The 21,786-nt window shown below is 70.0% G+C and carries 19 protein-coding genes; 10 read left to right on the forward strand and 9 right to left on the reverse strand.

The window, feature by feature from the left end; translation table 11 throughout:
- The first annotated feature begins 11 nt into the window (after window positions 1-11).
- From ACQHIV_RS07530 to ACQHIV_RS07560, 7 genes are all read left to right on the forward strand, one after another.
- Window positions 12-2,039 carry a HelD family protein gene (locus ACQHIV_RS07530; RefSeq protein WP_427892740.1) on the forward strand — a complete coding sequence of 676 codons (2,028 nt, stop codon included), beginning with the start codon at window positions 12-14 and terminating at the stop codon, window positions 2,037-2,039.
- Window positions 2,040-2,065: 26 nt separating this feature from the next.
- The gene (locus tag ACQHIV_RS07535; protein ID WP_427892741.1) at window positions 2,066-3,337 is read left to right on the forward strand and encodes a hypothetical protein; all 1,272 of its coding nucleotides are present in this window, start codon (window positions 2,066-2,068) and stop codon (window positions 3,335-3,337) included.
- A gap of 39 nt (window positions 3,338-3,376) precedes the next feature.
- Window positions 3,377-4,699 carry a glucose-6-phosphate dehydrogenase gene (locus tag ACQHIV_RS07540; RefSeq protein ID WP_427892742.1) on the forward strand — a complete coding sequence of 441 codons (1,323 nt, stop codon included), beginning with the start codon at window positions 3,377-3,379 and terminating at the stop codon, window positions 4,697-4,699.
- Window positions 4,700-4,788: 89 nt separating this feature from the next.
- The gene (locus ACQHIV_RS07545; protein WP_427892743.1) at window positions 4,789-6,465 is read left to right on the forward strand and encodes a carboxylesterase/lipase family protein; all 1,677 of its coding nucleotides are present in this window, start codon (window positions 4,789-4,791) and stop codon (window positions 6,463-6,465) included.
- A gap of 20 nt (window positions 6,466-6,485) precedes the next feature.
- A complete protein-coding gene (locus tag ACQHIV_RS07550; RefSeq protein WP_427892744.1) occupies window positions 6,486-8,939 on the forward strand; it encodes a X2-like carbohydrate binding domain-containing protein in 2,454 nt (817 codons plus the stop codon).
- Window positions 8,940-9,036: 97 nt separating this feature from the next.
- Window positions 9,037-9,963 carry a GTP-binding protein LepA gene (locus ACQHIV_RS07555; RefSeq protein WP_427892745.1) on the forward strand — a complete coding sequence of 309 codons (927 nt, stop codon included), beginning with the start codon at window positions 9,037-9,039 and terminating at the stop codon, window positions 9,961-9,963.
- Window positions 9,960-10,547 (forward strand): TetR/AcrR family transcriptional regulator, encoded by a 588-nt coding sequence (locus tag ACQHIV_RS07560; protein WP_427892746.1) that lies wholly within the window; start codon window positions 9,960-9,962, stop codon window positions 10,545-10,547. Before ACQHIV_RS07555 ends, ACQHIV_RS07560 begins: the two co-directional genes overlap by 4 nt.
- Here ACQHIV_RS07560 and ACQHIV_RS07565 read toward each other — a convergent pair whose 3' ends face one another.
- Complete coding sequence (locus tag ACQHIV_RS07565; RefSeq protein ID WP_427892747.1) at window positions 10,548-11,315, reverse strand: NPP1 family protein; 768 nt, start codon at window positions 11,313-11,315, stop codon at window positions 10,548-10,550.
- A 210-nt stretch (window positions 11,316-11,525) separates the two neighbouring features.
- Here ACQHIV_RS07565 and ACQHIV_RS07570 point away from each other — a divergent pair, with 210 nt between their 5' ends.
- Window positions 11,526-11,777 (forward strand): hypothetical protein, encoded by a 252-nt coding sequence (locus ACQHIV_RS07570; protein ID WP_427892748.1) that lies wholly within the window; start codon window positions 11,526-11,528, stop codon window positions 11,775-11,777.
- On the opposite strand, the gene ACQHIV_RS07575 is transcribed toward ACQHIV_RS07570, so the two are convergent.
- The 7 genes from ACQHIV_RS07575 to ACQHIV_RS07605 all read right to left on the reverse strand — a co-directional run bounded on the left by ACQHIV_RS07575 (window position 11,748) and on the right by ACQHIV_RS07605 (window position 19,905).
- Entirely contained in the window at window positions 11,748-12,956 is a 1,209-nt protein-coding gene (locus ACQHIV_RS07575) for an MFS transporter (RefSeq protein ID WP_427892749.1), read from the reverse strand. The genes ACQHIV_RS07570 and ACQHIV_RS07575 overlap by 30 nt on opposite strands.
- The gene (locus tag ACQHIV_RS07580) at window positions 12,956-14,293 is read right to left on the reverse strand and encodes an ADP-ribosylglycohydrolase family protein (protein WP_427892750.1); all 1,338 of its coding nucleotides are present in this window, start codon (window positions 14,291-14,293) and stop codon (window positions 12,956-12,958) included. The genes ACQHIV_RS07575 and ACQHIV_RS07580 overlap by 1 nt, the downstream gene beginning before the upstream one ends.
- Window positions 14,294-14,312: 19 nt before the next feature.
- Window positions 14,313-14,684 (reverse strand): fluoride efflux transporter CrcB, encoded by a 372-nt coding sequence (crcB, locus tag ACQHIV_RS07585; RefSeq protein WP_427892751.1) that lies wholly within the window; start codon window positions 14,682-14,684, stop codon window positions 14,313-14,315.
- Window positions 14,681-15,163, reverse strand: a complete 483-nt coding sequence (locus tag ACQHIV_RS07590) for a fluoride efflux transporter FluC (protein ID WP_427892752.1) — start codon at window positions 15,161-15,163, stop codon at window positions 14,681-14,683. The genes crcB and ACQHIV_RS07590 overlap by 4 nt, the downstream gene beginning before the upstream one ends.
- Before the next feature lie 144 nt (window positions 15,164-15,307).
- Complete coding sequence (locus tag ACQHIV_RS07595) at window positions 15,308-17,599, reverse strand: FdhF/YdeP family oxidoreductase (RefSeq protein ID WP_427892753.1); 2,292 nt, start codon at window positions 17,597-17,599, stop codon at window positions 15,308-15,310.
- Window positions 17,600-17,626: 27 nt separating this feature from the next.
- Complete coding sequence (locus tag ACQHIV_RS07600; RefSeq protein WP_427892754.1) at window positions 17,627-18,871, reverse strand: PucR family transcriptional regulator; 1,245 nt, start codon at window positions 18,869-18,871, stop codon at window positions 17,627-17,629.
- A 98-nt stretch (window positions 18,872-18,969) separates the two neighbouring features.
- Window positions 18,970-19,905 (reverse strand): hypothetical protein, encoded by a 936-nt coding sequence (locus ACQHIV_RS07605; protein WP_427892755.1) that lies wholly within the window; start codon window positions 19,903-19,905, stop codon window positions 18,970-18,972.
- Window positions 19,906-20,049: 144 nt separating this feature from the next.
- Between ACQHIV_RS07605 and ACQHIV_RS07610 the strand changes: the two genes are divergently transcribed.
- A complete protein-coding gene (locus ACQHIV_RS07610; protein ID WP_427892756.1) occupies window positions 20,050-20,463 on the forward strand; it encodes a MarR family winged helix-turn-helix transcriptional regulator in 414 nt (137 codons plus the stop codon).
- A 102-nt stretch (window positions 20,464-20,565) separates the two neighbouring features.
- Window positions 20,566-20,976 (forward strand): DUF6069 family protein, encoded by a 411-nt coding sequence (locus ACQHIV_RS07615; protein WP_427892757.1) that lies wholly within the window; start codon window positions 20,566-20,568, stop codon window positions 20,974-20,976.
- Here ACQHIV_RS07615 and ACQHIV_RS07620 read toward each other — a convergent pair.
- Entirely contained in the window at window positions 20,966-21,775 is an 810-nt protein-coding gene (locus tag ACQHIV_RS07620; protein WP_427892758.1) for a PIG-L deacetylase family protein, read from the reverse strand. The genes ACQHIV_RS07615 and ACQHIV_RS07620 overlap by 11 nt on opposite strands.
- Window positions 21,776-21,786: the final 11 nt, after the last annotated feature.

A 21,786-nucleotide genomic window follows, 5' to 3' on the forward strand; every position in this document is an offset into this window, starting at 1 on the left:
GCTCTGCTCCGATGGTCGAACCTGAGTTAGCGACCGAACGCGCCTACCTGTCCGCCGCACGCACCGCACTGCGCTCGATGTACGCCGAGGTCGTGGACCGCGAGGTCCAGATCATCGGCGGCGAGGACAACGACGAGCGCTTCACCAACGAGGCCAACCAGCGGGCCAAGGAGATGCGCACCCACGCGCTCCTCGACCTGCCCGACGTACCGCTGTTCTTCGGCCGGCTCGACTACGAGCGCGGCACGATCGAAGGGCACGACCAGATCTACATCGGCCGCCGGCACGTCCACGACGGCGCCGGCGTACCGCTGGTGATCGACTGGCGGGCACCGGTGTCGGTGCCGTTCTACCGCGCCACCCCGACCGACCGGCAGCAGGTGCTGATGCGCCGCCGGTACGGCTTCTCCGATCATGCGGACCTGACCGGATTCGAGGACGAGTCGCTGACCGTGGCGGTCGAGGTCGACCAGGCCGACGCCTTCCTGCGCGCGGAGATCGAGCGCCCGCGTACCGGTCCGATGCGCGACATCGTCGCCACCATCCAGCCCGAGCAGGACGACCTGGTCCGGGCACCGCTGCACCCGAGCGTCTGCGTGCAAGGCGCGCCCGGCACCGGGAAGACCGCGGTCGGCCTGCACCGCGTCGCCTATCTGCTGTACACCGAGCGCGAGCGCCTCGGCCGCGGCGGTGTCGTGATCGTCGGCCCGAACAAGTCGTTCCTGTCGTACATCCGCAAGGTCCTGCCCGCGCTGGGCGAGGTCGACGTTCGGCAGATCACGATCGACGAGCTGCTGGCGCGGCCCGCCGGCGCGACCGACGAGCCGGCCGCCGAGACGCTCAAGGGTGACGCCCGGATGGCCGGCGTACTGCGTCGTGCGCTCTGGTCGTACGTCGGTACGCCGACCGAGGGAGTCCTGTACAGCAAGGGATCCCGGCGGTATCGCGTGCACGACTACGAGGTCGTCGACATCGTGTCGGACCTGCGCGAGTCGACCCGGTACGCGCCCGGCCGGAACGCGCTCGCGCAGCGGATCGCGCACGTCGTGCTGGTCCGGATGGAGGAGCGCGCCGAGTCCCCGGACGACCGCGTGCAGAACGCGGTGGCCCGCTCGAAGCCGGTGAAGGAGGTGCTGGACGCGGTCTGGCCGCGCGTCGTACCGGAGCAGATCCTGCACCGGCTGCTCGCGGACCCGGAGTTCCTGGCCGCGGCGGCGCCGGACCTGACGGACGACGAACGGACGGCGCTGCTCTGGCCGAAGCCGGCCCGCTCGTGGAAGTCGGCGAAGTGGTCGTTCGCTGACACCGTGTTGCTGGACGAGCTCGAGGACCTGATCGAACGGCGGACCGGATCGCTCGGGCACCTGGTGCTGGACGAGGCGCAGGACCTGTCGGCGATGCAGCTGCGGGCGCTCGGCCGCCGTTGCCGGAGCGGATCCGCGACCGTGCTCGGCGACCTCGCGCAGGCGACGACCGCGTGGGCCGCCGGGCCGTGGGACCAGGTGCTCGGGCATCTCGGCAAGAACGACGGCGTCGTCGCCGAGCTCGACCGCGGGTTCCGGGTGCCGGAGCAGATCATCAACTTCGCCGCGAAGCTGCTGCCCGCGATCGCGCCGACGCTGAGCACGCCGACCGGCGTCCGGACGGTCGCCGACGCGCTGAGCATCGTGCCGGCCGCGGCCTCGTCGTACGCCGAGCAGGTGGTCGCCGAGTGCCGGACCGCGCTGGCCGGTGAGGGATCGGTGGCGCTGATCGCCGCGGACGACCAGATCGCCGTACTGCGGGACGCGCTGACCGCGGCCGGGCTGGAGGCCGCGCTGCTCGGCGAGACCGAGGACGAGATCGACACGGTCCGGCTGGTCTGCGTACCGGCGACGCTGGCGAAGGGTCTGGAGTTCGACGCGGTCGTGGTGGCCGAGCCCGCCCACATCGTCGCCGCCGAGCCGCGCGGCCTGCACCGGCTGTACGTCGTCCTCACCCGCGCGGTCAGTCGTCTTCAGATCGTGCACTCCGACCCGCTACCGGAAGCGCTTACCTGAGCCGCACCCGACGCTATGGTCCGGGGATGAGCTTCTTGGTCGTACTCGCGGTCATCGCGGTTGTGCTCGTCGTGGCCGGGGTGGTCTGGGGCATCGTCGCGCTGGTCCGCCGGCAGGCGTACATCAAGTCGATCCGGGCGCGCGGGTGGAGCTTCGTGAACACCCCGACCTGGGATTCGGTCGCGCGGCTCGGGAACCCGCCGTTCGGACTCGGCTTCGACCGCAAACCGGACGACCAGATCACCGGGACGATCGCGGCCGGCCGGCCGTTCCAGGTCATCGAGTACAAGTCGTCGTACTGGTCGGGCTGGCTCGGCATGGTGACGCTGTCGCGGCGGCTGCCGGAGCTGTGGATCACCGGCGGCGAGACCACCCCGCGGTACGGCGTACTCGCGCAGGCGGTGACCGCGCCGGTGCAGCTCGGCCCGGGATGGCAGGTCGGCACGATGGATCCGGCGTTCGCGCAGGAGGCGGTGACGCCGCAGGTGTGCCAGCAGCTGACCGCGCTGGCCGCGGGACAGCCCGGGGTGAACCTGAGCATCGACGTCGACCAGCTCGTCGTACTGGACCCGCCGCGGAAGGACCTCGACCGGCTCGCGCCGTGGCTCGAGCAGCTCGGCATGGTCGCGACGGCGATCGACAGCACGCCGCTCGACCACTGGATCCAGCCGGAGCCGGAGCAGCGGCTGCGGTTCTACCACCACCCGGACTGGTACTGGGTCGGCGTCGACGACAGCCTGCTGCAGTCCACGCCGGTCAAGGGCGGCGGGTCCAACCACCGCACCGAGGACGTCGTACGGGGCCGGGACGGCGACGGGCCGCCGTTCGTCGCGTTCGAGCACCACTGGACGACGACCCGGACCGAGTCGTACACCGACAGCAACGGCAACACGCAGACCCGGACCGTCACCGAGCACCACTCCGAACCGATCCTCGGCTTCCAGCTGCCGGTCCGGATGCCGCCGCTGACCGTCGGGCCGAAGGGGCTGAGCCGTGGAATCGAGTTCGAGAGCGAGGCGTTCAACAAGCGGTTCGCGATCTTCGCGCAGGACCGGAAGTACGCCTACGACGTGATCCATCCGCGGCAGATGGAGTACCTGATGGCGGCGCAGGGCCGGCCGTTCCAGATCGAGCAGGACTGGGTCTGGTTCTCGCCCGGGGAGCACAGCCAGCCGGCGATCGCGCACTGCTCGGCGTACCTGCGCGGCTTCCTCGGGCGGGTGCCGCGGTTCGTCTGGCGCAACCTCGGGCTGCCCGACACGCCGTACCCGGCGCTGGACAGCTCGCCCGTCGGATAGCGGGGAATGCGGTTGCCCTGACCGTGGTTGGATTCCACCGTGTTGAATCAACGAACCGTCGTCATCTTCGGCGCCAGCGGTGACCTGAGCTCGCGGCTGTTGCTGCCCGGCCTGGGCAGCCTGCTCGCCGGTCCGCGCGCCACCAGTGTGCGGATCATCGGCACCGGCCGGTCGCCGCTCGCTCCGGACGAGTGGACCGGGCGGATGCGGGCCGCGTTCGGCCAGGGCCTCAGCCCGGCCGCGGCCGAGACGCTGGCGACCACGCAGTACGTCGCTGGTGACCCGACGGATCCGGCCCACCTGCGGGCGCTGCTGGAGCTGGCCGGGCCGGCGCCGGTGCTGTACTTCTCGCTGCCGCCCGCGGTGACGACCGCGATCGTGGAGACGTTGCAGGGGATCGATCTGCCGGAAGGGACCGAGCTGGCGTTCGAGAAGCCGTTCGGGACCGACGCGGCGTCCGCGGCCGAGCTGAACAAGCTGGTCGGCACGCTCGTACCGGAGGAGAACGTGCACCGGGTCGACCACTTCCTCGGCCGTACCGCGGTACTGAACCTGATCGGGCTGCGGTTCGCGAACCGGTTGTTCGAGCCGGTGTGGAACGCGGAGCACATCGAGAGCATCGAGATCGTGTACGACGAGACGCTCGGGCTGGAAGGCCGGGCGCAGTACTACGACAACGCCGGTGCGCTGGTCGACATGATCCAGAGTCATCTGCTGCTCGTGCTCGCGCTGCTCGCGATGGACGCTCCGGCGACGATGGACGCCGTCGAGGTGCGGAGCGAGATGGCGCGGGCGCTGCGGAGTACGCATCTGTACGGGCCGGTGGTGCAGGCGAGCCGGCGGGCGCGGTACGCCGGGTATGCCGAGGAGGCCGGGGTCGATGCGGCGCGGGAGACCGAGACGCTCGCCGAGGTGACCGTCCAGGTGGACACGAACCGGTGGGCCGGGGTGCCGATCACGCTGCGGTCGGGGAAGGCGCTCGGGGTCGCGCGGAAGGAGATCGTCGTCAAGTTCAAGCCGCTGCGGCACCTGCCGTCCGGGTTGCACGGTGGTCGCGACGGGGAGACGCTGCGGATCGGGCTGAACCCGGGGGAGCTGTCGCTGTCGGTGCCCGCGCTGGGGGTGGACGGGCCGTACACGATGGGGCAGGTGTTCCTGGACGCGACACTGCCGACGTCGCCGGTGCTGCCGTACGGCGAAGTACTGAACGGGATCCTACGGGGCGATCCGTTGCTGTCGGTCCGCGGCGATGTGGCGGAGCGCTGCTGGGAGATCGTCGAGCCGGTCCTGGACGCCTGGCGCAGCGGCGAGGCCCCGCTGGAGGAGTACGAGCCCGGCTCGAACGGCCCAACCCACTGGTGACACCAGGGACTTACCCTGGCGCGACGGTCCTCCCTCCGCCCGGAGAGTGAGAGCAACAACATCCACTCTCCACCAAGAGGTAGAACCACATGAAAACCGTCCTCCCACGTGTCCGCCGCCTGCCCGCCACCCTCGCCGCAACCACCGCGGCCCTGGCGGCCGCGGTGGTCGGAGGCAGCATCACAACCGCCGCAGCCCCACCCGCTTCCGCGAGCGTGGTGACGCCTCCAGCGGGCGGCCCGGCCGCCGCTCCCTCCAGCCGCGCAAGCGCGGCGACACCTTCTGACGCAAGCGCCGGCGGGTCGCCGGTTGTGGTTGTTGGGGGTGGGGTGCTTCGGGGGGTTGGGGTTGATGGGACTGCTGCGTTTCGGGGGATTCCGTATGCGGCGGCGCCTACGGGGGACTTGCGGTGGCGGGCTCCGCAGGCTCCTGCGAGTTGGCGTGGGGTGCGCGATGCGACGACGTACGCGCCTGGCTGCCCGCAGGCGCCAGGGATCGCCCCGCCGGGCACGCTGAGCGAAGACTGCCTGTACCTCAACGTCTCGACAGCCGCCCTCCACACCCCCGCGAAGCGCCCGGTGATCGTCTGGATCCACGGCGGCGGTCTCACCGCGGACAGCGGCTCCAACTACGACGGTACGAAGCTGGCGAAGGCCGGTGCGGTCGTCGTCACGATCAACTACCGGCTCGGTGCCCTCGGCTTCCTCGCCCACCCCGCACTCCCCGCACACCCCGGCGGCGCGACCGGCAACTACGGACTGATGGACCAGCAGGCAGCCCTCCGCTGGGTGCAGCGGAACATCGGCCAGTTCGGCGGCGACCCGCACAACGTGACCATCGCCGGTGAGTCCGCGGGCGGTCTGTCCGTCCTCGCCCACGTGACCTCCCGCAGCTCGAAGGGCCTGTTCCAGAAGGCGATCGTCGAGAGCGGCGCCTTCGCCCTCGAACAGGAGTCACACGCCACGGCAGAGGCCTTCGGGAAGGAGTTCGCGACCAAGGTCGGCTGCACGGACCAGTCCGCCGACTGCCTCCGCAAGGTCCCGGTCCAAACCCTGGTGAACAACGTCGACAACCTCATCCCCGGGTACGTCGACGGCGCCGTCCTGAAGGAATCCATCGGCACCGCCCTCGCGGCCGGCCGTTTCAACCACGTCCCGGTCCTGAACGGCAGCAACCACGACGAGGAAGCCCTCTTCACCCTCGGCGGTCACGTCGTGAGCCGCGGCTACAACATCCCCTACACCACCCCGGTCACCCCGGAGAACTACGAACAGAACATCGCCACCGCCCTCCGCATCACCCCCACCCGGGCCGCAGCCATCGCCCAGGCCTACCCCCTCAAAGCCTTCTCATCACCTGACAAGGCCTTCGGCACCTTGATCGGGGACGCGACGTTCGCCTGCCCGGCAGCACAGGTCGACAACTGGACCAACGCACGCGCCTACGAGTTCAACGACGACACCGCGCCCTTCCTGTTCGCTCCCGCCGGCGCCATCCAGGTGGCGACCCACGGCTCCGAGATGTGGTACCTGTTCGACCTCCCCAACGCGCCGTTCCCGCAGCCGCTCAACGCCCAGCAGACCAAGCTGGCCGACACCATGCGCGCCGACTGGGTGCGGTTCGCGGCGACCGGCAGCCCCTGGCCGGCGTACGGGCGCAACCACATCACCAGGTCCTTCCAGCTCCCGGCCCCGACCGTCTCGGCGGACTTCGCCGAGCGGCATCACTGCACCACTTTCGCACAGAATCTTGACAACGTTAAGTAAGTAGCCAGAAGATCACCGCCATGACCAGATCCGTTCGGGGCAAGGCGTTACGAGTCGCGGTCGCCGGGCTCGCGGTCGCGGGGCTGCTGCCCGCAGGTTTCACCACCTCGGCAGCAGCTCCCGCGCCGGCCGCCGCGACCACCACCACCCAAGTCCTCTCCGGCCCGGCGGGGGACAAGGCCGCCAAGCCCTACATGGGCTGGAGCAGCTACAGCATGCAGGTCTTCAACCCGAACGGCGGCAGCTGGATCACCGCCGACCAGCTGATCAAGCAGTCCGACGCGATGCACGCGAAGCTGCAGCCGTACGGGTACAACTACCTCAACATCGACGCCGGCTGGAACGACGGCATCGACGCGTACGGCCGGCCGACGCCGAGCAAGAAGCTCTACCCCAACGGCCTGCAGGCGGTCATCGACCACATCCACGCGAACGGCCAGAAGGTCGGCCTGTACGCGATCCCGGGCGTCAGCAAGGCCGTCATCGACGCCAAGCTGCCGATCTACGGCGCGCCCGAGTGCACCACCGCCGACCTGCCGGTGCAGCCGCTGCAGAAGGCGGACTACTGGGGGATCGGCTACCGGCTCGACTTCTCGAAGCCGTGCGCGCAGAAGTACGTCGACTCGATCGCCGACCTGTTCGGCTCGTGGGGCCTGGACTTCCTGAAGTTCGACAGCGTGACGCCGGGCTCGGGGATCAGTGATCTGTCGGTGGACGCGCGGGACGACGTGAAGGCGTGGTCGCAGGCGCTGAAGCGGCACAACATCTGGCTCGAGCTGTCCTGGGCGCTCGACATCAACTACGCCGACACCTGGAAGCAGTACGCGAACGGCTGGCGGATCGACTGGGACGTCGAGTGCTACTGCACGGGTACGGCGCTGACCGCCTGGCCGAACATCAACCGGCTGTTCCCGAAGCTCGCCGAATGGTGGCGGCACGCAGGACCCGGCGGGTGGAACGACCTCGACTCGCTCGACGTGGGCAACGGCTCGATGGACGGCATGACCAAGGACGAGCGGCGTACGGCGGCAACGTTGTGGGCGGTGTCGGCGGCGCCGATGTACATCGGCAACGACATGACGAACCTGGACTCGTACGGGCTCAGCCTGCTGACGAACCCGGAGGTGATCGCAGTCGACCAGGCCGGGCGTCCGGCGCATCCGGTGTCGACCAAGTCCAACCGGCAGGTGTGGTTCGCGCTGAACGCGGACAGCTCGTACACCGTTGCGCTGTTCAACCTCGGCCAGACCGACTCCGACATGACGGTGAACTTCGCCGACCTCGGGCTGAACGGCGCGGCGAAGGTGCGGGACCTGTGGGCGCGTAAGGACGTCGGTACGTTCGCGTCGAGCTACACGGCCAAGAGCGTCCCGATCCACGGCGCGCGGCTGTTCAAGGTCACGCCGCAGAAGAACTCCACGATCAGCGTGAACGACGACGACCTCCGGGTGTCGTACGACGGCGCGTGGCAGCGGAACAACAACTACGAAGTACCGGCCGTGTCGCAGGCGCTGACGGTCGGCGTGACGGACTCGTCGTCGAAGACCGCTGCCAAGGCGCTCGACCTGCCGACGCGGACCGTGCAGGTGAACAACAACGATCCCGGCATCGTCTACACCGGCAACTGGAACTACAGCTCCGGGCGCGGGCTCGGTGACTACCAGGACGACGTGCAGTGGACGGAGACGAACGGCGACTCGTTCTCGTACCAGTTCGTCGGCACTGGGGTCGACTACGTGACCGAGACCGATCCGGGGCAGGGGGACGTCGACATCTACATCGACGGCGAGCTCAAGCAGACCGTGAGCACGTACCTGGATCCGTCGCAGGGGCACAACAAACCGCAGCAGGTCGTGTACAGCGTCTCGGATCTGCCGAACGGGAGCCACACGATCCGAGGCGTGAAGAAGTCCGGCCAGTTCATGCTGCTGGACAAGCTCAACATCCGGCAGGAGAGCCTGCTGAACCCGGACACCGCGGCGTTCGACAAGAACGCGCCGGCTGATGTGAACGTGACGCTCGGGCGGGACCCGGGTGAGCTGGACGGCATCGCGTACGGCGGCAAGGACCTGGTGAAGGGCACCGACTACACGATCGACGGGAACGTCGTCACGATCGGCAAGGCGTACCTCGCGACGCTGCCGGTCGGGAACGCGTCCCTCGACGTACGGTTCCGCGGCGACTACCGCGACGACATCCACGCCACCAAGGACAACGGCGCCGCGGTCACCTTCACCTTCACCGGAACAGGCGTCGACTGGAGCACCGCCCTCGCCCCGGACCAGGGCAACGCCGACGTGTACGTCGACGGCAACCTCGTCCAACGGGTCAACCTCCACCACGACGTACGCCTGACAAACCAAACCGTCTTCACCACCACCGGCCTGAAGAACGGCGCCCACACCCTGAAGCTCGTCAAGGTCGACGGCGACATACTCCGCAACGACACCATCCACTACACAATCGCGAAGTAGCGACCGACAGGGAACAACCAGGGTGGAGACCCTGGTTGTTCCCTGAGTCACAGGGCTCTGACTGACTGATCAGTCAGTTAGTTGTTAACCTTGTCGGGTGTCTTTGAGTGATCTGACCGTCTCGCGCCGCCGGAGCCGTCGGCGGGAAGACTCGCGGCTGGCCGAGCATGTGGACCGGCTCGGCGAGGAGCATCCGCCGATCCCGCTGGGCGGTGTCGACTACACGATGCAGAAGCCGGACCTGCTGGCCGAACGGTTCGGCCCGGTGCTGGCCTACATGACCCGCGTCGAGCTCGAGGTCGAGCGGAACGTGCTGGAGCTGAACATCCTGCTGCCTGACCCGCCTGAGGTCGACCGGCACTTCTACGCCGATGTGTGGATGCCGCAGGAGACCCGGCACGGGCAGATCCTGGACAGGCTGCAGGAACTGCTCGGCGTCGAGCCGCACGAGGCGAACCTCGACGAGGTCTCGTTCAGCCTCAAGCTCCTCGGCGCACTGGGCAAGGTCCCGGGCGTCCAGGACATCAGCCGGATGCTTTACTACCTGACCGGTCTCGCCACCGAGCGTTCCGCCGTCCTCGCCTACAACAAGCTGCACACCGGGCTGGCCGAGCTCGGCGAGCGGGCGATCGCCGCCACGGTGATCGCGCCGATCCGCCGGCAGGAGCCGGGCCACTTCGCGTACTACCAGATGGCGGCCCAGCAGCTGTGGGACCAGCTGTCGGGCTGGCAGAAGTGGCTGACGCGCGGCCTGCGGAAGCGTACGTTCGAAGTGACCGGCGCCTACAACAAGCTGCAGGTCACCCAGTTCGGGGACGTGATGGACAAGCTGAAGCTGAGCCACGGCGGCGAAGCGGAGCTGCGGAAGTACGCACAGCAGGTCGGGCGGGCCGAACACGACCTGCTGTGGGCACATCGCCGCGGTCTCCGCGTCCCCGACTACGTGTTCAAGTCCCTCAAGCGGGCCGCCGTGCTCGCTGCCGAGCGCAAAGGTGAGGTCTGGCCCGCACCGCAACCCTCATGACCGCATCCGCGCACCACACCAGCGCACGATCGACCAAACGGCAGGTCATCATCGAGACCGCCGAGCGGCTGTTCGCGGAGCACGGGTACGACGCGACGTCGACGGCGCGGATCGCGGCCGAGGCCGGCGTACCGTCCGGGCTGGTGTTCTACCACTTCGCGACCAAGCTCGACCTGCTGCTCGCGGTGGTGCACGAGCGGCCGGCGCCCAGTGAGGTACTGCGGTCCGCCGCCCGCAGCCGGACCGTACGGGCGCGGCTGCGGGCGATCGTCGCGACCATGGCCGCCGAGCTGGAGAACGACCGCGCCGTCCGGATCATCGTGTTCCGCGAGGCGCAGGGCCGGCCCGAGATCGCGTCCCGGGCGGCCGAGATGTTCGCGGACGCGACCAGGACGGTGGCCGACGTACTCGCGGGTGCCGACGACGTGATCGCGGATCGGGCCCGGGTGCGGACCGCGGCCGAGTTGGTGGTGAGCCGGGTGTTCCTGGACACGGTCGCACTCGGGCCGGTCGAGCCCGCCACCAAACGGCACGCGGCGATGATCGACCTGATCGTGGAGACGCTGACGACCACGCCGGGTTGATCAGGCCCAGGGGTCGAACGGGATCCCGGACGGCTTGGACGCGTTCAGCAGGTTGCGGAACCGGTCGTCCTTGTCGGTGATCTTGATCGTCGCGGACCCGAAGTCCGCGGTCATCAGCGTGTCGCGCAACGCCGTACTGGGGTAGCCGTTCCAGCCGACGAGCGGTGGGTAGCGCCAGTTGTGGTAGTGGTTCTCCGGCGGTTCGTCGTTGCTGTTGGCGAGCCGGAAGAAGTGCGTACTGGCGCCGTCCTTGTGGTAGACGACCTTCGGATGCGAACCGTCGAAGCGGACCTGCGAGCGGGGGTAGGTGACCTGGCTGGAGTGCTGCGTGGTGGTCACGTACTCAACCTGGTTGGTGGCCTGGTTGACCCACGAGATCACGTGTTCCCAGTCGTGCCGGTGACCGCCGAGGCTGCTCCCCGGCAGCGCCTGGTCCTTCTCGAAGTAGCTGGCGTACACGACCGCGCACCAGCCGTTGTTGCACTTCTCCCGCGAGTAGGTCTGGGAGTTGTCGAGGTCGGACTGGTCGCGGCAGTTGCCGTTCAGCGCGCCGGTCGGGTTCAGGCCCGGGTTCAGCGTGCCGTCCGGCCCGATTGCCGGGGTGGCGTAGCAGCCGTCGGTGTCGTAGTCGTACGCCGGCGAGAACGACTGCTCGTACCCGTCGGCGTTCTGCGGGAGGTTGTGCGGTGGCTCGGCGAAGGCCAGCGCGGCGGAGGTGATCATCAGGGCGGCGGTGCCGAGGACGACGCCGAGCGTTCGTCGGGGCATGGATGCTCCTCACTTATTTCAGGGCGGAAAGGAACTACCCGAGAATGACAGGCCGAGGCCACCTCCGCCTATACGTCACGTGGCTACAGGTTGACGGTCGGTGAAAGCCGGAACCAGAGGGTGCCGAGAGCGGTTCGCGTGCTGCACAGTAGGTCCCTGGCACCTGTCGCGGTGGGGAGACCGCGGCGGTGTCCGTGGGGAGGACCACAGATGCCTGATGAGGACCAGGCGGAGTTCAAGCCGCCGCCGGCACTGCCTGACGGATCGATGCCGACGTACGGCGGCCACGCGCTGCCCGAGGATCCGCCGCCACCGTTCGGCTGGGGCCCGAACCTCTCGCGGCTGGACAATCTGGAGCACGCGCCGCCGCGTACGGAGAGCCCGCTGCTGATCGTTGCCCTGATCGTCCTCGGCGGCGTGGCGGTGTCCGTTCTACTGGCGGCGCTCTCGGCCCACGTCTGACGCGCTGAGCGCGGCGAACCCGACCACGGCGAGCGCGGTCAGGCCGGCCGGGATGAAGAAGACGTGGGGGAGCCCGATGGCGGCGACGCCGATGCCGCCGATGGTGCCGCCGATCGCGGAGCCCAGTGGGATCGCGCTGAGGAAGATGCCGGAGGCGGTTCCGACGCCTTCGGGGTAGAGGCGTTGGGCGATCGTGACGCCGAGGGCGCCGACGCAGGCCCAGAGGCCGGCGGTCAGGGTCTGGCCGAGGAACAGGCCCGCGACGGACGTGCTGACTGCGTACGTGACGTTGCCGGCCAGCCCGAGTACGGCGCCTGCCGTCATCGCGCGGATGGCGCCGTACCGGTCGGCGAGCCGGGCGACGACCGGGAGCAGCAGGAGTTCGAGCAGCGGCTGGATGCCGATGACGGCGCCGCGGACGGTGTCCGAGACGTGCAGCTGGTCGGCCATGTAGAGCGGCAGGTAGCCGAACTTGATCGTGTCGCCGGTCATCGCGAGCACGCACACCGCGGTGAAGACCAGCAGCGGCAGCATGTGGTCGATCCGGCGCCGTTCGGTGGACGGGATCCGCTGCGGGTCGGCGTACCGCTCGACGTGCTGCCGGCCGAGCGGGAGGACCTGGGCGAACACGCAGACGGCCGTTGCCACCAGCAACGGTCGCAACCCGAAGACGCCGCCGAACCAGCTGCCGAACACCGGGCCGAGGATCCAGCCGGTGGTGAACGCCATCCGGACGGTCGCGATCACCCGGTTCTCGGCCCGGGTCGGGTGCCGGCTGAGCTCGTCCCGGCAGGCCGCGAACAGCTGCGCCATCGACCCACCGGCGACGCTCAAGGCGAGTGCGCTGATCACGAACGGCATCCACACCGCGGTCGACGCCGCCATCGCGAGCCAGCCGGCCGCACCGATCAGCGCGCAGATCCGGAACCACAGCAGCCGGTCGTGGCTCCAGTCGGACCAGCGCCCGACCAGGAATCCGGCGAGCGGTGCGGCCAGGTTCGTCACGTAGTACAACCCGGCGACGGGCAGCGGTGTGTGCAGTTCGCGGACCAGGAACAGCGTCAGCTGCGGAGTCGCCGCCGACACCCCGATGCCGGCGACCAGCAATGACAGGAACGCGGAGCGGTAGAACCGTGAGCCGAGGACGATGCCGAGTGCGGACTCCGACCGGTCGAGCATCACCGTCGGCGCTGCACGGCGAGCTGGACGGTGCGCTCCGCGAGGTCCGAGATCCGGGCGTGGTCGAAGCCGAACAGCGCGGACCGGGTGCGGTCCTCCAACGGCGCGATCACGTGCTCGGGCAGGCCCCGGGTGCCGGTCAGTACGCCGAGCACCGAGCCGACGGTCGCGCCGTTCGAGTCGGTGTCCCAGCCGCTCATCACCACCCGGCCGACGCCGGTGATCCAGTCGCCCTCCGACCACAGCAACGCGGCCGCCACGATCGCCGCGTTGTTGATCGTGTGCACCCACGAGTAGTGCCCGTACCGCTCCTGGAGCTGCGCGAGCGCGTTCTCCCAGGTGACCTTGGCGTCGTGCAGTTCGACGACGTCCCGCAGCGCCTGGGCCAGCCGCGACCCCGGCGGCACGACGCCGGTCGCGCGCTCCACCACCTCGCGCGGCGACGACGCGGTGAACGCGGCCGCGACCAGCGCCGCCGCCCACAGCTCGCCGTAGATCCCGTTCCCGGCGTGCGACAGTACGGCGTCCCGGTACGAGAGCCGCGCCGCGGCCCACGGGTCACCGGCGTGCACGTACCCGAACACGTCACCGCGGATCTGCGCGCCGATCCACTCCCGGTACGGGTTCCGCCGCCGCGCGACCTCCGGTACGGCGAACCCGTTGACCAGATTCAGGTACGCCGCCCGCTCCGCCGTGTACACCTGCTCGATCGGGAACAGCCGCGTCCACGCGCGCCCCACATCCTCGGTGCGCAGTTCGTCGCCGTGCTTCTCGAGCAGGTGCAGCGCCAGGATCGCGTAGTCGATGTCGTCGTCCCGCGCCGAGCCGTGCACGTTGCCGCGGGTCGTCTCCGGCCAGCACGGGACCAGCCGGAACCCGTCCGGCATCGGGTCCAGCACCGGCACGTAGTCGCGCAGCGGAAACGCGTCCGCGAGCTCGAGGTACTCGCGGATCCGGTCCGACGTCCAGTAGTCGCCGGACTCGACCGGCTTGCCGAGGTTGCACCCGGCGATCCGCCCGAGCCAGCCGCCGTGGATCCGGTCGGCCAGCTCGGCCTCGGGTACGCCGGACGCCGCGGGCGGGCCGTCCAGCGTGTCCTCGATGTCGGCGAGGCCGTCCGGTTCGACGTACGTCCAGCCGGGCAGGCGTTCGGCGAGGGACATCCGGTCGACGAGGTCCAGGACCGCCTCGCGGTCGGCCGGATCGGTCCGGTTCGCCTCCTGTACGAGCGCGTCGACGTCGTACCCCGTCTCGCGCCGCTGCCGGACCTCATCGGCCAGCAGGTCCACCGGCCGCAGCGCGTCGAACGCGTGGCTCGAGTACCTCAGCTCCGTCACGGACTCAAGTCCATCACGTTCAGGACCAGAGCGCCTGACTGACCGCCGCGCCCAGGAAGACGCTCCCCAGGCCGGCGACGATGCTCGCGGTCACGTTCGCGACGGCGAGGAACCGGGCCCGGTCCTCGAACAGCCGGATCGTCTCGTAGGAGAACGTCGAGTACGTCGTCAGCGCACCGCAGAAGCCGGTCCCGACGAACAGCTGGACGCCCGGCGGGAACGCGTTCGACGCCCCGGCCAGGAACCCGAGGACGAGTGAGCCGAGCACGTTCACGCTGAACGTGCCCCACGGGAACATCGAGTCGTGCCGGGCCTGGACCGCACGGTCGGCGACGTACCGCAGCGGCGCCCCGATCAGGCCGCCGGCGATCACCAGCAGCAGCCGGGTCATCGGGTCCGCCAGGTGATCAGGGCCCGCGTCGCGCTCACCGTGCAACGGACCGCGAGCAGCGCGCCGACGATCGTGGCGGCGAGGTACAGCAGCGCGGTCCCGGCGTGGTCCCCGGTGACGAGCTTCTCGATGTCCACGGCGTACGTCGAGAACGTCGTGAACCCGCCGAGCACCCCGGTGCCGAGGAACGGGCGGACCAGCCGCTGCTGGGTGAAGACGTCGGTGACCAGCACCATCAGGATCCCGATCAGCCCGCAGCCCACGATGTTGATCACGAAGGTGTTGACGGGAAACCCGCCCACCGGCGTCGGCCAGCCGAGGCCGATCAGGTACCGCGCGGTGGCGCCGAGCGCCCCGCCGGCCGCGATCACGCCGAGGACCGCCGGGTCGTGCACCCGCCGATCACGGCCGTCGACCCGCAGGTCGACGTCGGAGTCGACCGCGCCGCGCGGCAGCGGATTCCCAGGATGGTGCTCCACAGACAGGCCTCCTACCAGCACTGACCTCCCGGCGCGACGCCGAGAGGTTCCACAGGTAGGGACTGTTGGCCGCCGGACTGCGACAGTTCGGTCCGGCGAGCCCCACCGCCGGTCTATCGCCGTTCAGCATAACGGAGGCAGGTCTCAGGCGGATCTGGTGACCCGGACGTGCACGTTCTTCATCAGCGGCTGGTCGCTCTGGGTGCTGTAGTCGGTGGCGGCGATCAGGACGTTCATTTCCGGCATGTACCCGGCCGCGTTGCCACGGGGCATGTTGTAGCGGAGGGCGCGGTACTCGCGGAGGACCCGGATGGAGCCGTCGCGGGCGGTCGCCCTGATGTCGACCAGGTCGCCCTGGGCGAGGCCGCGGGTCTGCATGTCGTCGGCGTTCATCAGGATCAGTGTGCGGAGGTTCTTCACGCCGCGGTAGCGGTCGTTGTCGGAGTAGATCGTGGTGTTCCACTGGTCGTGCGACCGCATGGTCTGCAGGATCAGTACGTCGTCGTCCGCGGGCCGGACGTCCGGGAGGTCCGCGGTGGAGAACTCGGCGCGGCCGCTGCCGGTCAGGAAGACCAGTTCGCGGGCGGGCTGCCGGAGCCGGAAGCCGAGCGGGTGCCGGACCCGCCGGTTGAAGTCCTCGAACCCGTCCAGCGCCCGCGCCATGGTGTCGCGGATCCGGTCGTAGTCCTCGACGTACGCCGTCCACGGGGTCCGGGTGTCCGGCAGCGTCGCCCGGGCGATCCCGGCGACGATCGCGGGCTCGGACAGCAGCGACGGCGACGCGGGGCGTTTGCGGCCGGTCGACAGGTGGACCATGCTCATCGAGTCTTCGACCGACACCGACTGCGGACCGGCCTCCTGGACGTCCAGCTCGGTCCGGCCGAGGCACGGCAGGATCAGCGCCTGCCGGCCGTGCACGAGGTGGCTGCGGTTCAGCTTGGTGCTGACGTGGACGGTCAGCTCGCACGCGCGCAGGCCCTCGGCGGTCGCGGCCGTGTCCGGCGCGGCGAGCGCGAAGTTGCCGCCCATCCCGACGAACACCTTCACCGACCCGTCCCGCATGGCCGCGATCGTCTTGACCGTGTCCAGCCCGTGGTGCCGCGGCGGAGTGATGTCGCAGGCGGCCGCGAGCCGGTCGAGGAACGTCGTACTCGGCCGGTGGTCGATCCCGCAGGTCCGGTTGCCCTGCACGTTGCTGTGCCCGCGGACCGGCGACGGCCCGGCGCCCTCGCGGCCGAGGTTGCCGCGGAGCAGCAGCAGGTTGACGATCTCCCGGACGGTGTCGACACCGTGCTCGTGCTGGGTGACGCCGAGGCACCAGCTGATCAGAGTACGGCGGGACCGTGAGTAGATCGTCGCGGCCCGGCGGATGTCCGCCTCGGTCAGCCCGGACTGCTCGACGAGGTCCGCCCAGTCGGTCTCCGCGCAGATCTTCCGGTACGCCGCGAAGCCGTCCGTGTACCGCTCGAGGAACACCTCGTCGAGCGCCTTCCGGTCGGTCTCGGCCTCCTCGAGGACCGCCTTCGCGATGCCGCGGAGCAGCGCCAGGTCGCCGCCGACCCGGACCTGCAGGTTCAGCGTGCTGGTCGGGGTCGACTTGTTCAGCGCCATGTCGACGAACTCGTGCGGCACGATCGTCCGCCCGGCGGCGGCCTCGACCAGCGGGTTGACGTGCACGATCTGCGCGCCGCGCCGGTACGCGTCGGACAGCGCGGTCAGCATCCGGGGCGCGTTCGAGGCGGCGTTCACCCCGAGCACGAAGATCGCCTCGGCGGTCTCCCAGTCCTTCAGGTCCGCCGTACCCTTGCCGGTTCCGAGGGCGGCCTGGAGCGCGCGGCCGGAGGCTTCGTGGCACATGTTCGAGCAGTCCGGCAGGTTGTTCGTGCCGTACTCACGGGCGAACAGCTGGTACAGGAACGTCGCCTCGTTGCTGAGCCGGCCGGACGTGTAGAACGCCGCCTGGTCGGGGGAGTCGAGCGCCTGGAGCTCCGCGCCGATCAGGTCGAACGCGGCGGGCCAGCTGATCGGTACGTAGTGGTCCGTCGTCGCGTCGTACACCATCGGCTCGGTCAGCCGGCCGGCGTCCTCGAGCGCGAAGTCGGTCCAGCTCTCCAGCTCGGTGACGGTGTGCGCGGCGAACAGCTCCGGGCCGGTGCGCTTCGGGGTCATCTCCCAGACGACGTGCTTGACGCCGTTCTCGCAGAGGTCGAGCTTGAGCCCGTCGATCGCGTCCGGCCAGGCGCAGCCGGGGCAGTCGAACCCGCCGTTCTCGTGGTTCATCTTCAGCATCGCCCGCGGCCCGGACGTGATCGCGTGCTCGCGGCCGAGCACCTTGGCCACCGACATCGCCGCACCCCAGCCCGCGGACGGGTGGTGGTAGTCCTTCTGCGACCATTCCGCCTCGGTCGCCGGTCCGTCGCCGCCCTGGTCGCTCATCGTCTCCCGCTCCCTCTAGGTAGGGGTCTAGAGACGAGTCTGCACCTGCCGGTCGGAGAGCGCGGCGAGGTTGTCGGCACCGACAGCCGGTGTCGTCAGCGGCAACAGCCGGACGGCGTACGCCGCGGCCGCGAGCTCGGACGCCTGCCGCGGATCGGTCAGCGAGCGGCCGGTCAGCTCCTGGAGCCGGCGCAGGCGGTAGCGGATCGTGTTCGGGTGGCAATGCAGCGCGGCACCGGCCGCCTCGGCGGACCCGCCGTGGTCGAGGTGCGCGTCGAAGGTGTCCAGCAGTACGGCGCGGTCCTCGGCCGGCAGCGTCAGCACCGGGCCGAACACCTGCTGCGCGATCCGCCGGCCCTCGCGCGGGTCCATCGCCATCATCCCGGCCAGCGGGCTGGAGTCGAACACCTGAACCTCGGCCGTCCCGACCGGCAGCGTGACCAGCGCGGTCCGCGCGAGCTGCAGCGCCCGCGGCGTCTCGGCGGGGGAGTCGTACGGCGGACTGATCCCGGTCCGCGCCGTCGCCGCATCCCGGAGCAGGGCGAGCAGCGGTGCGGGCTCGTCCGGGACCGACACCAGCCCGAGCTGCAGCGCCGGCGTCAGCCGCCAGCCGGACACGACGCCGTACTCGGCGAGCTGCTGCTCGATCCCGGGCAGGCTCTCCTCGGCCAGGCCCTTGGTCTCGGCGGCGACCACGATCAGCTGGCTGTTCGGCGGGAACCCGAGCAGCGCGGCCGCCTCCCACGGACCGCCCTGCGGGCCGGGCTGACCGCTCAACAGGGCCTCGACCAGCGCCGACCGCTGGTGCTGCTGGGCGACCAGGATCGCGGCGGTGGTCGCGCGGTACTCCTCGGTGGCGGCGAGGGACTGCTCGTCGCTCAAGCGCCACAGGACGCCGGCCGCGGTCAGCAGGCCGTCGGCCTCGTCAGGTTCCCAGCTGCGCCGGACGTGCGCGACCAGCCGGTCCCACAGCACCTCGAAGCCCAGGCGGTAGGCCTGCAGCACCTCCGGCAGCGGGACGCTCTGTTCCGCCCGCCGCCGGCCGGTGTACTGGGCCGGGCGGGTGTCGAGGGACGTGTCAGGACGGCGCAGGACGCCGATGGTGGCCCGGATGTTGCCCTTGACCGACTTGTGCATCTCTTCGGCGTCGACGACGCCGCTGTCGCGGTAGAACGGGATCTTCACCCGGATCGCCGTACACGTCTCGTCGGTCAGGTCGTCCAGGTGCGCGTCCGCCCAGCGGGCGAGCGCCGCAAGTCCTGTACTGCTCATCAAATGCCTCCCTGGGGCCTCACATCATGCCCCTACACCAACGACGCCGCCCTCCGGACGTCATGCCGGAGGGCGGCGTCGTTGGTGCTACGGAGCGGTCAGCCGCCGTTCAGGACGTCGTACTTCGGGGCGATCCGGAAGTACTGCGGGTCCGAGAACGTCAGCGGGACCTTACCGAGGCTCCGGATCACCGTGCCGGTGCCGTTGGCGTGGCTGACGGCGTACAGGTAGCCGGACTTGGTGTCCCGGTCGATGCCGAGCAGCAGCGTGCCGTTGGTGCCGCACTTGGTCGCGATCAGCTGCTCGAAGCCCTGCCAGGTGGATCCACGGACGACCCTGCTGGTCGGCGCCGCGAGGTACTTCGTCGGCCAGGTCACCGTGACCAGCGCACCGGACCGGGTGTTGGCCAGGAACGTCTCGGACGTCGCGGTCCGCCCGATCAGCGCGATGCCCTTGACCGTGCTCAGGCCGCCGACGCCGGAGGTGATGCGCCAGCTGCCCCCGTCGGACACCCAGCGCTGCGTGATGCCGTCGGTGCGCTGCCCGTACAGCAGGACCCGCGCCGGGTCACCGGCGTTCGCGGGCTGCAGGACGGACTGCTCGATCCAGCGGTAGTTCCCCCAACCGCCGCCGACGCGGAGGTTGTTCTTCGGGTAGTGCGGGTCGACCTGGCTCTCGCCGTCGACGACGAACGAGTTGGTGTAGAGCGCACCGGCCTGCACCGTCAGCCCGGAGCGTGCCTCCAGAGTGCTGAGCAGCGGCGTACCGGTGAACGTGCTGATGTGCTGCACCTGGTTGGGCGCGAACACGCCGGCGGTGCCGCGGACGCCGCCGATCGTGATCGGGCTGGTGGCGTTGACCATCCGGCTGGTGAACGCCCCGGTGGACGTCACCGATCCGAGCCGGAGCGCGCAGGCGGCCGTGGTGGCGGTCTGCCCGGCCGTCGTGGACTGCTGTGCCTGTGCCGTCGCGGCCGTGCCGATCCCCAGCGCGAGCACGGCGGCGGAAGCGAGACCTACGGTCTTGCGAATCATGGCGGTTCCTCCCCTGACGCGGAGGCACCCCCGCCTCCGTCGTACCGCATTGGAATCCGGACCGGGCCGAAAAGTTGCCGCTATCGTTGGCCATCTTCGACGGGTTTCTGGCATCTCTTGTCAGCGATTGGAAGGGGTCCCACGGTGGTGAAAGCACTCGCGGCCGGGCCGGCTCTGATCCGGGTGTCGACGGCGGTCACCGAGCAGTACGAGCGGATCAGCTCGGACCTCGGGCTGACCATGCAGCAGGCGCGGCTGCTGTTCGTCCTGCACCGGCAGCCGACCAACATGCTCGGGCTCGGCGCGGAGCTGCGGCTGACCAAGTCGACGATGACCGGCGTGGTGGCCCGGATGGAGACCGCCGGCCTGGTGGCCCGGGTGCCGGACGAGGCCGACCGGCGGAACTTCGTGGTCACGCCGACCGAGCGCGGAGCCGAGGTCGCGGAGGAGTTCGAGCGCCGGCTGCGCACCGAGGTACGGCGGATGCTGCAGGTGCTGGCGCCCGCCGAACGGGACACCCTCGGCGTGCTGCTGTCTGCGGTGCTCACCGGCCAATAGTACGAGTTTCGGACTGATTTCGCCGAACCTCTGGTGCTTGCTCAGGGCTCTCGGCTACTCTCAAATTAGTACGAGAGTCGTATCGATTCTGGAGGTGGCCCGATGGCTTCGATCGATGTCCAGCGGCAGTCCGTGGCGGTCGGTCGCCGCCGGTACGCCGTCCTGCTCGCCGCCGCGATAGTGGCGGCCGGGCTGAACTACCTGGTCGCGCGCGGCGCGATCGCGCTCGGTGCGGATGCCGGCTTCGCGCCGCTGACCGCGCCGGTCTTCGTTCCGCTGACGCTGGTCGGGACCGCGGCCGGGTACGCCGGCTGGACGGCCGTCCGCCGCCGGTCCGCGGCCGCGCTCAAGGTCGTGGTGCCCGTGGTGCTCGTGCTGTCGATGATCCCGGACCTGTTGCTGCTGGCCACCAAGTTCATCCCCGGCACCTCCGGCACAGCGGTCGCGGGCCTGATGCTGATGCACGTCGTCGTGACGGCCGTTGCCGTGCCGGCGTATCGGCTTACTGCTTGAGCGAGGCGAACAGGTCGTCCAGCGGTGCGCCGGGGGTGCGGCCGTGCTCGACGTACCATTCCCGGCCGAGCATCGAACGGAACAGCCACCGCGGCAGCTTGAGCAGCAGGCCCAGCGTGCGGTCCCCTTGGTCGGCGCTCGCCTGACTCGCGTGCGCCTCGAACGACGCCCGCTTCTGCGGCGCGTACCGTCGTACGTCGACCCGATGCGTGATCGCCGTACTGGGGGAGTAGGCGTGCTCGTACGCCGCCGTCGACACCGCGGGCAGTACGCCGGGGAGCGCCGTCACGATCCGGATCAGCCGGCGGATCAGCCGCCGGTCGATCGTTGCCTCCAGCACCAACGGGGTGCCGGCCCGCTCGGCGGCGTACGTGCCGGCCGTGTACACCTGGCGGTGGTCGGGATGCCCGTAGCCGCCGGCCGGGTCGTAGATCGTCAGCGCGTCGGCCTGCTCCTCCTGGAGCAGCTCGATCAACGGCTGCGCCGCCTCCGCCGCGGGGAGCGTACTGAAGCCGCCGTCCGTGGGCGGGCCCGACGAGCCGGAGTCCTTGAAGCCGAACCGGACCACTCGCGCGCAGCCGAGCGCGGCCGCCGAGCGGTCCAGTTCGTCCCGCCGGTACGACGCCAGCCCCGGCCCTGAGCGGTACGACGAGGCGGCCGCCCCTGCCTCGCCGTCGGTGGCGACCGCCAGCACGACGCGATGACCTTCCGCGGCGAGCCGCGCCAGAGTGCCGCCCATCAGCAAGGCCTCGTCGTCCGGGTGCGCGTGGAAAGCCACCAGGGTGTACGGCCTCGCCATGCTCGAAGCAT

Source organism: Kribbella polygonati (genome assembly GCF_050320105.1).
Classification (GTDB): domain Bacteria; phylum Actinomycetota; class Actinomycetes; order Propionibacteriales; family Kribbellaceae; genus Kribbella.

Bases quoted from the DNA above. Each gene is read 5' to 3' on its own strand.
- ACQHIV_RS07530 (WP_427892740.1), top strand. From the start codon at position 12: ATGGTCGAACCTGAGTTAGCGACCGAACGCGCCTACCTGTCCGCCGCA.
- ACQHIV_RS07535 (WP_427892741.1), top strand. From the start codon at position 2,066: ATGAGCTTCTTGGTCGTACTCGCGGTCATCGCGGTTGTGCTCGTCGTG.
- ACQHIV_RS07545 (WP_427892743.1), top strand. From the start codon at position 4,789: ATGAAAACCGTCCTCCCACGTGTCCGCCGCCTGCCCGCCACCCTCGCC.
- ACQHIV_RS07550 (WP_427892744.1), top strand. From the start codon at position 6,486: ATGACCAGATCCGTTCGGGGCAAGGCGTTACGAGTCGCGGTCGCCGGG.
- ACQHIV_RS07560 (WP_427892746.1), top strand. From the start codon at position 9,960: ATGACCGCATCCGCGCACCACACCAGCGCACGATCGACCAAACGGCAG.
- ACQHIV_RS07565 (WP_427892747.1), bottom strand. From the start codon at position 11,315: ATGCCCCGACGAACGCTCGGCGTCGTCCTCGGCACCGCCGCCCTGATG.
- ACQHIV_RS07570 (WP_427892748.1), top strand. From the start codon at position 11,526: ATGCCTGATGAGGACCAGGCGGAGTTCAAGCCGCCGCCGGCACTGCCT.
- ACQHIV_RS07575 (WP_427892749.1), bottom strand. From the start codon at position 12,956: ATGCTCGACCGGTCGGAGTCCGCACTCGGCATCGTCCTCGGCTCACGG.
- crcB (WP_427892751.1), bottom strand. From the start codon at position 14,684: ATGACCCGGCTGCTGCTGGTGATCGCCGGCGGCCTGATCGGGGCGCCG.
- ACQHIV_RS07595 (WP_427892753.1), bottom strand. From the start codon at position 17,599: ATGAGCGACCAGGGCGGCGACGGACCGGCGACCGAGGCGGAATGGTCG.
- ACQHIV_RS07600 (WP_427892754.1), bottom strand. From the start codon at position 18,871: ATGAGCAGTACAGGACTTGCGGCGCTCGCCCGCTGGGCGGACGCGCAC.
- ACQHIV_RS07605 (WP_427892755.1), bottom strand. From the start codon at position 19,905: ATGATTCGCAAGACCGTAGGTCTCGCTTCCGCCGCCGTGCTCGCGCTG.
- ACQHIV_RS07615 (WP_427892757.1), top strand. From the start codon at position 20,566: ATGGCTTCGATCGATGTCCAGCGGCAGTCCGTGGCGGTCGGTCGCCGC.
- ACQHIV_RS07620 (WP_427892758.1), bottom strand. From the start codon at position 21,775: ATGGCGAGGCCGTACACCCTGGTGGCTTTCCACGCGCACCCGGACGAC.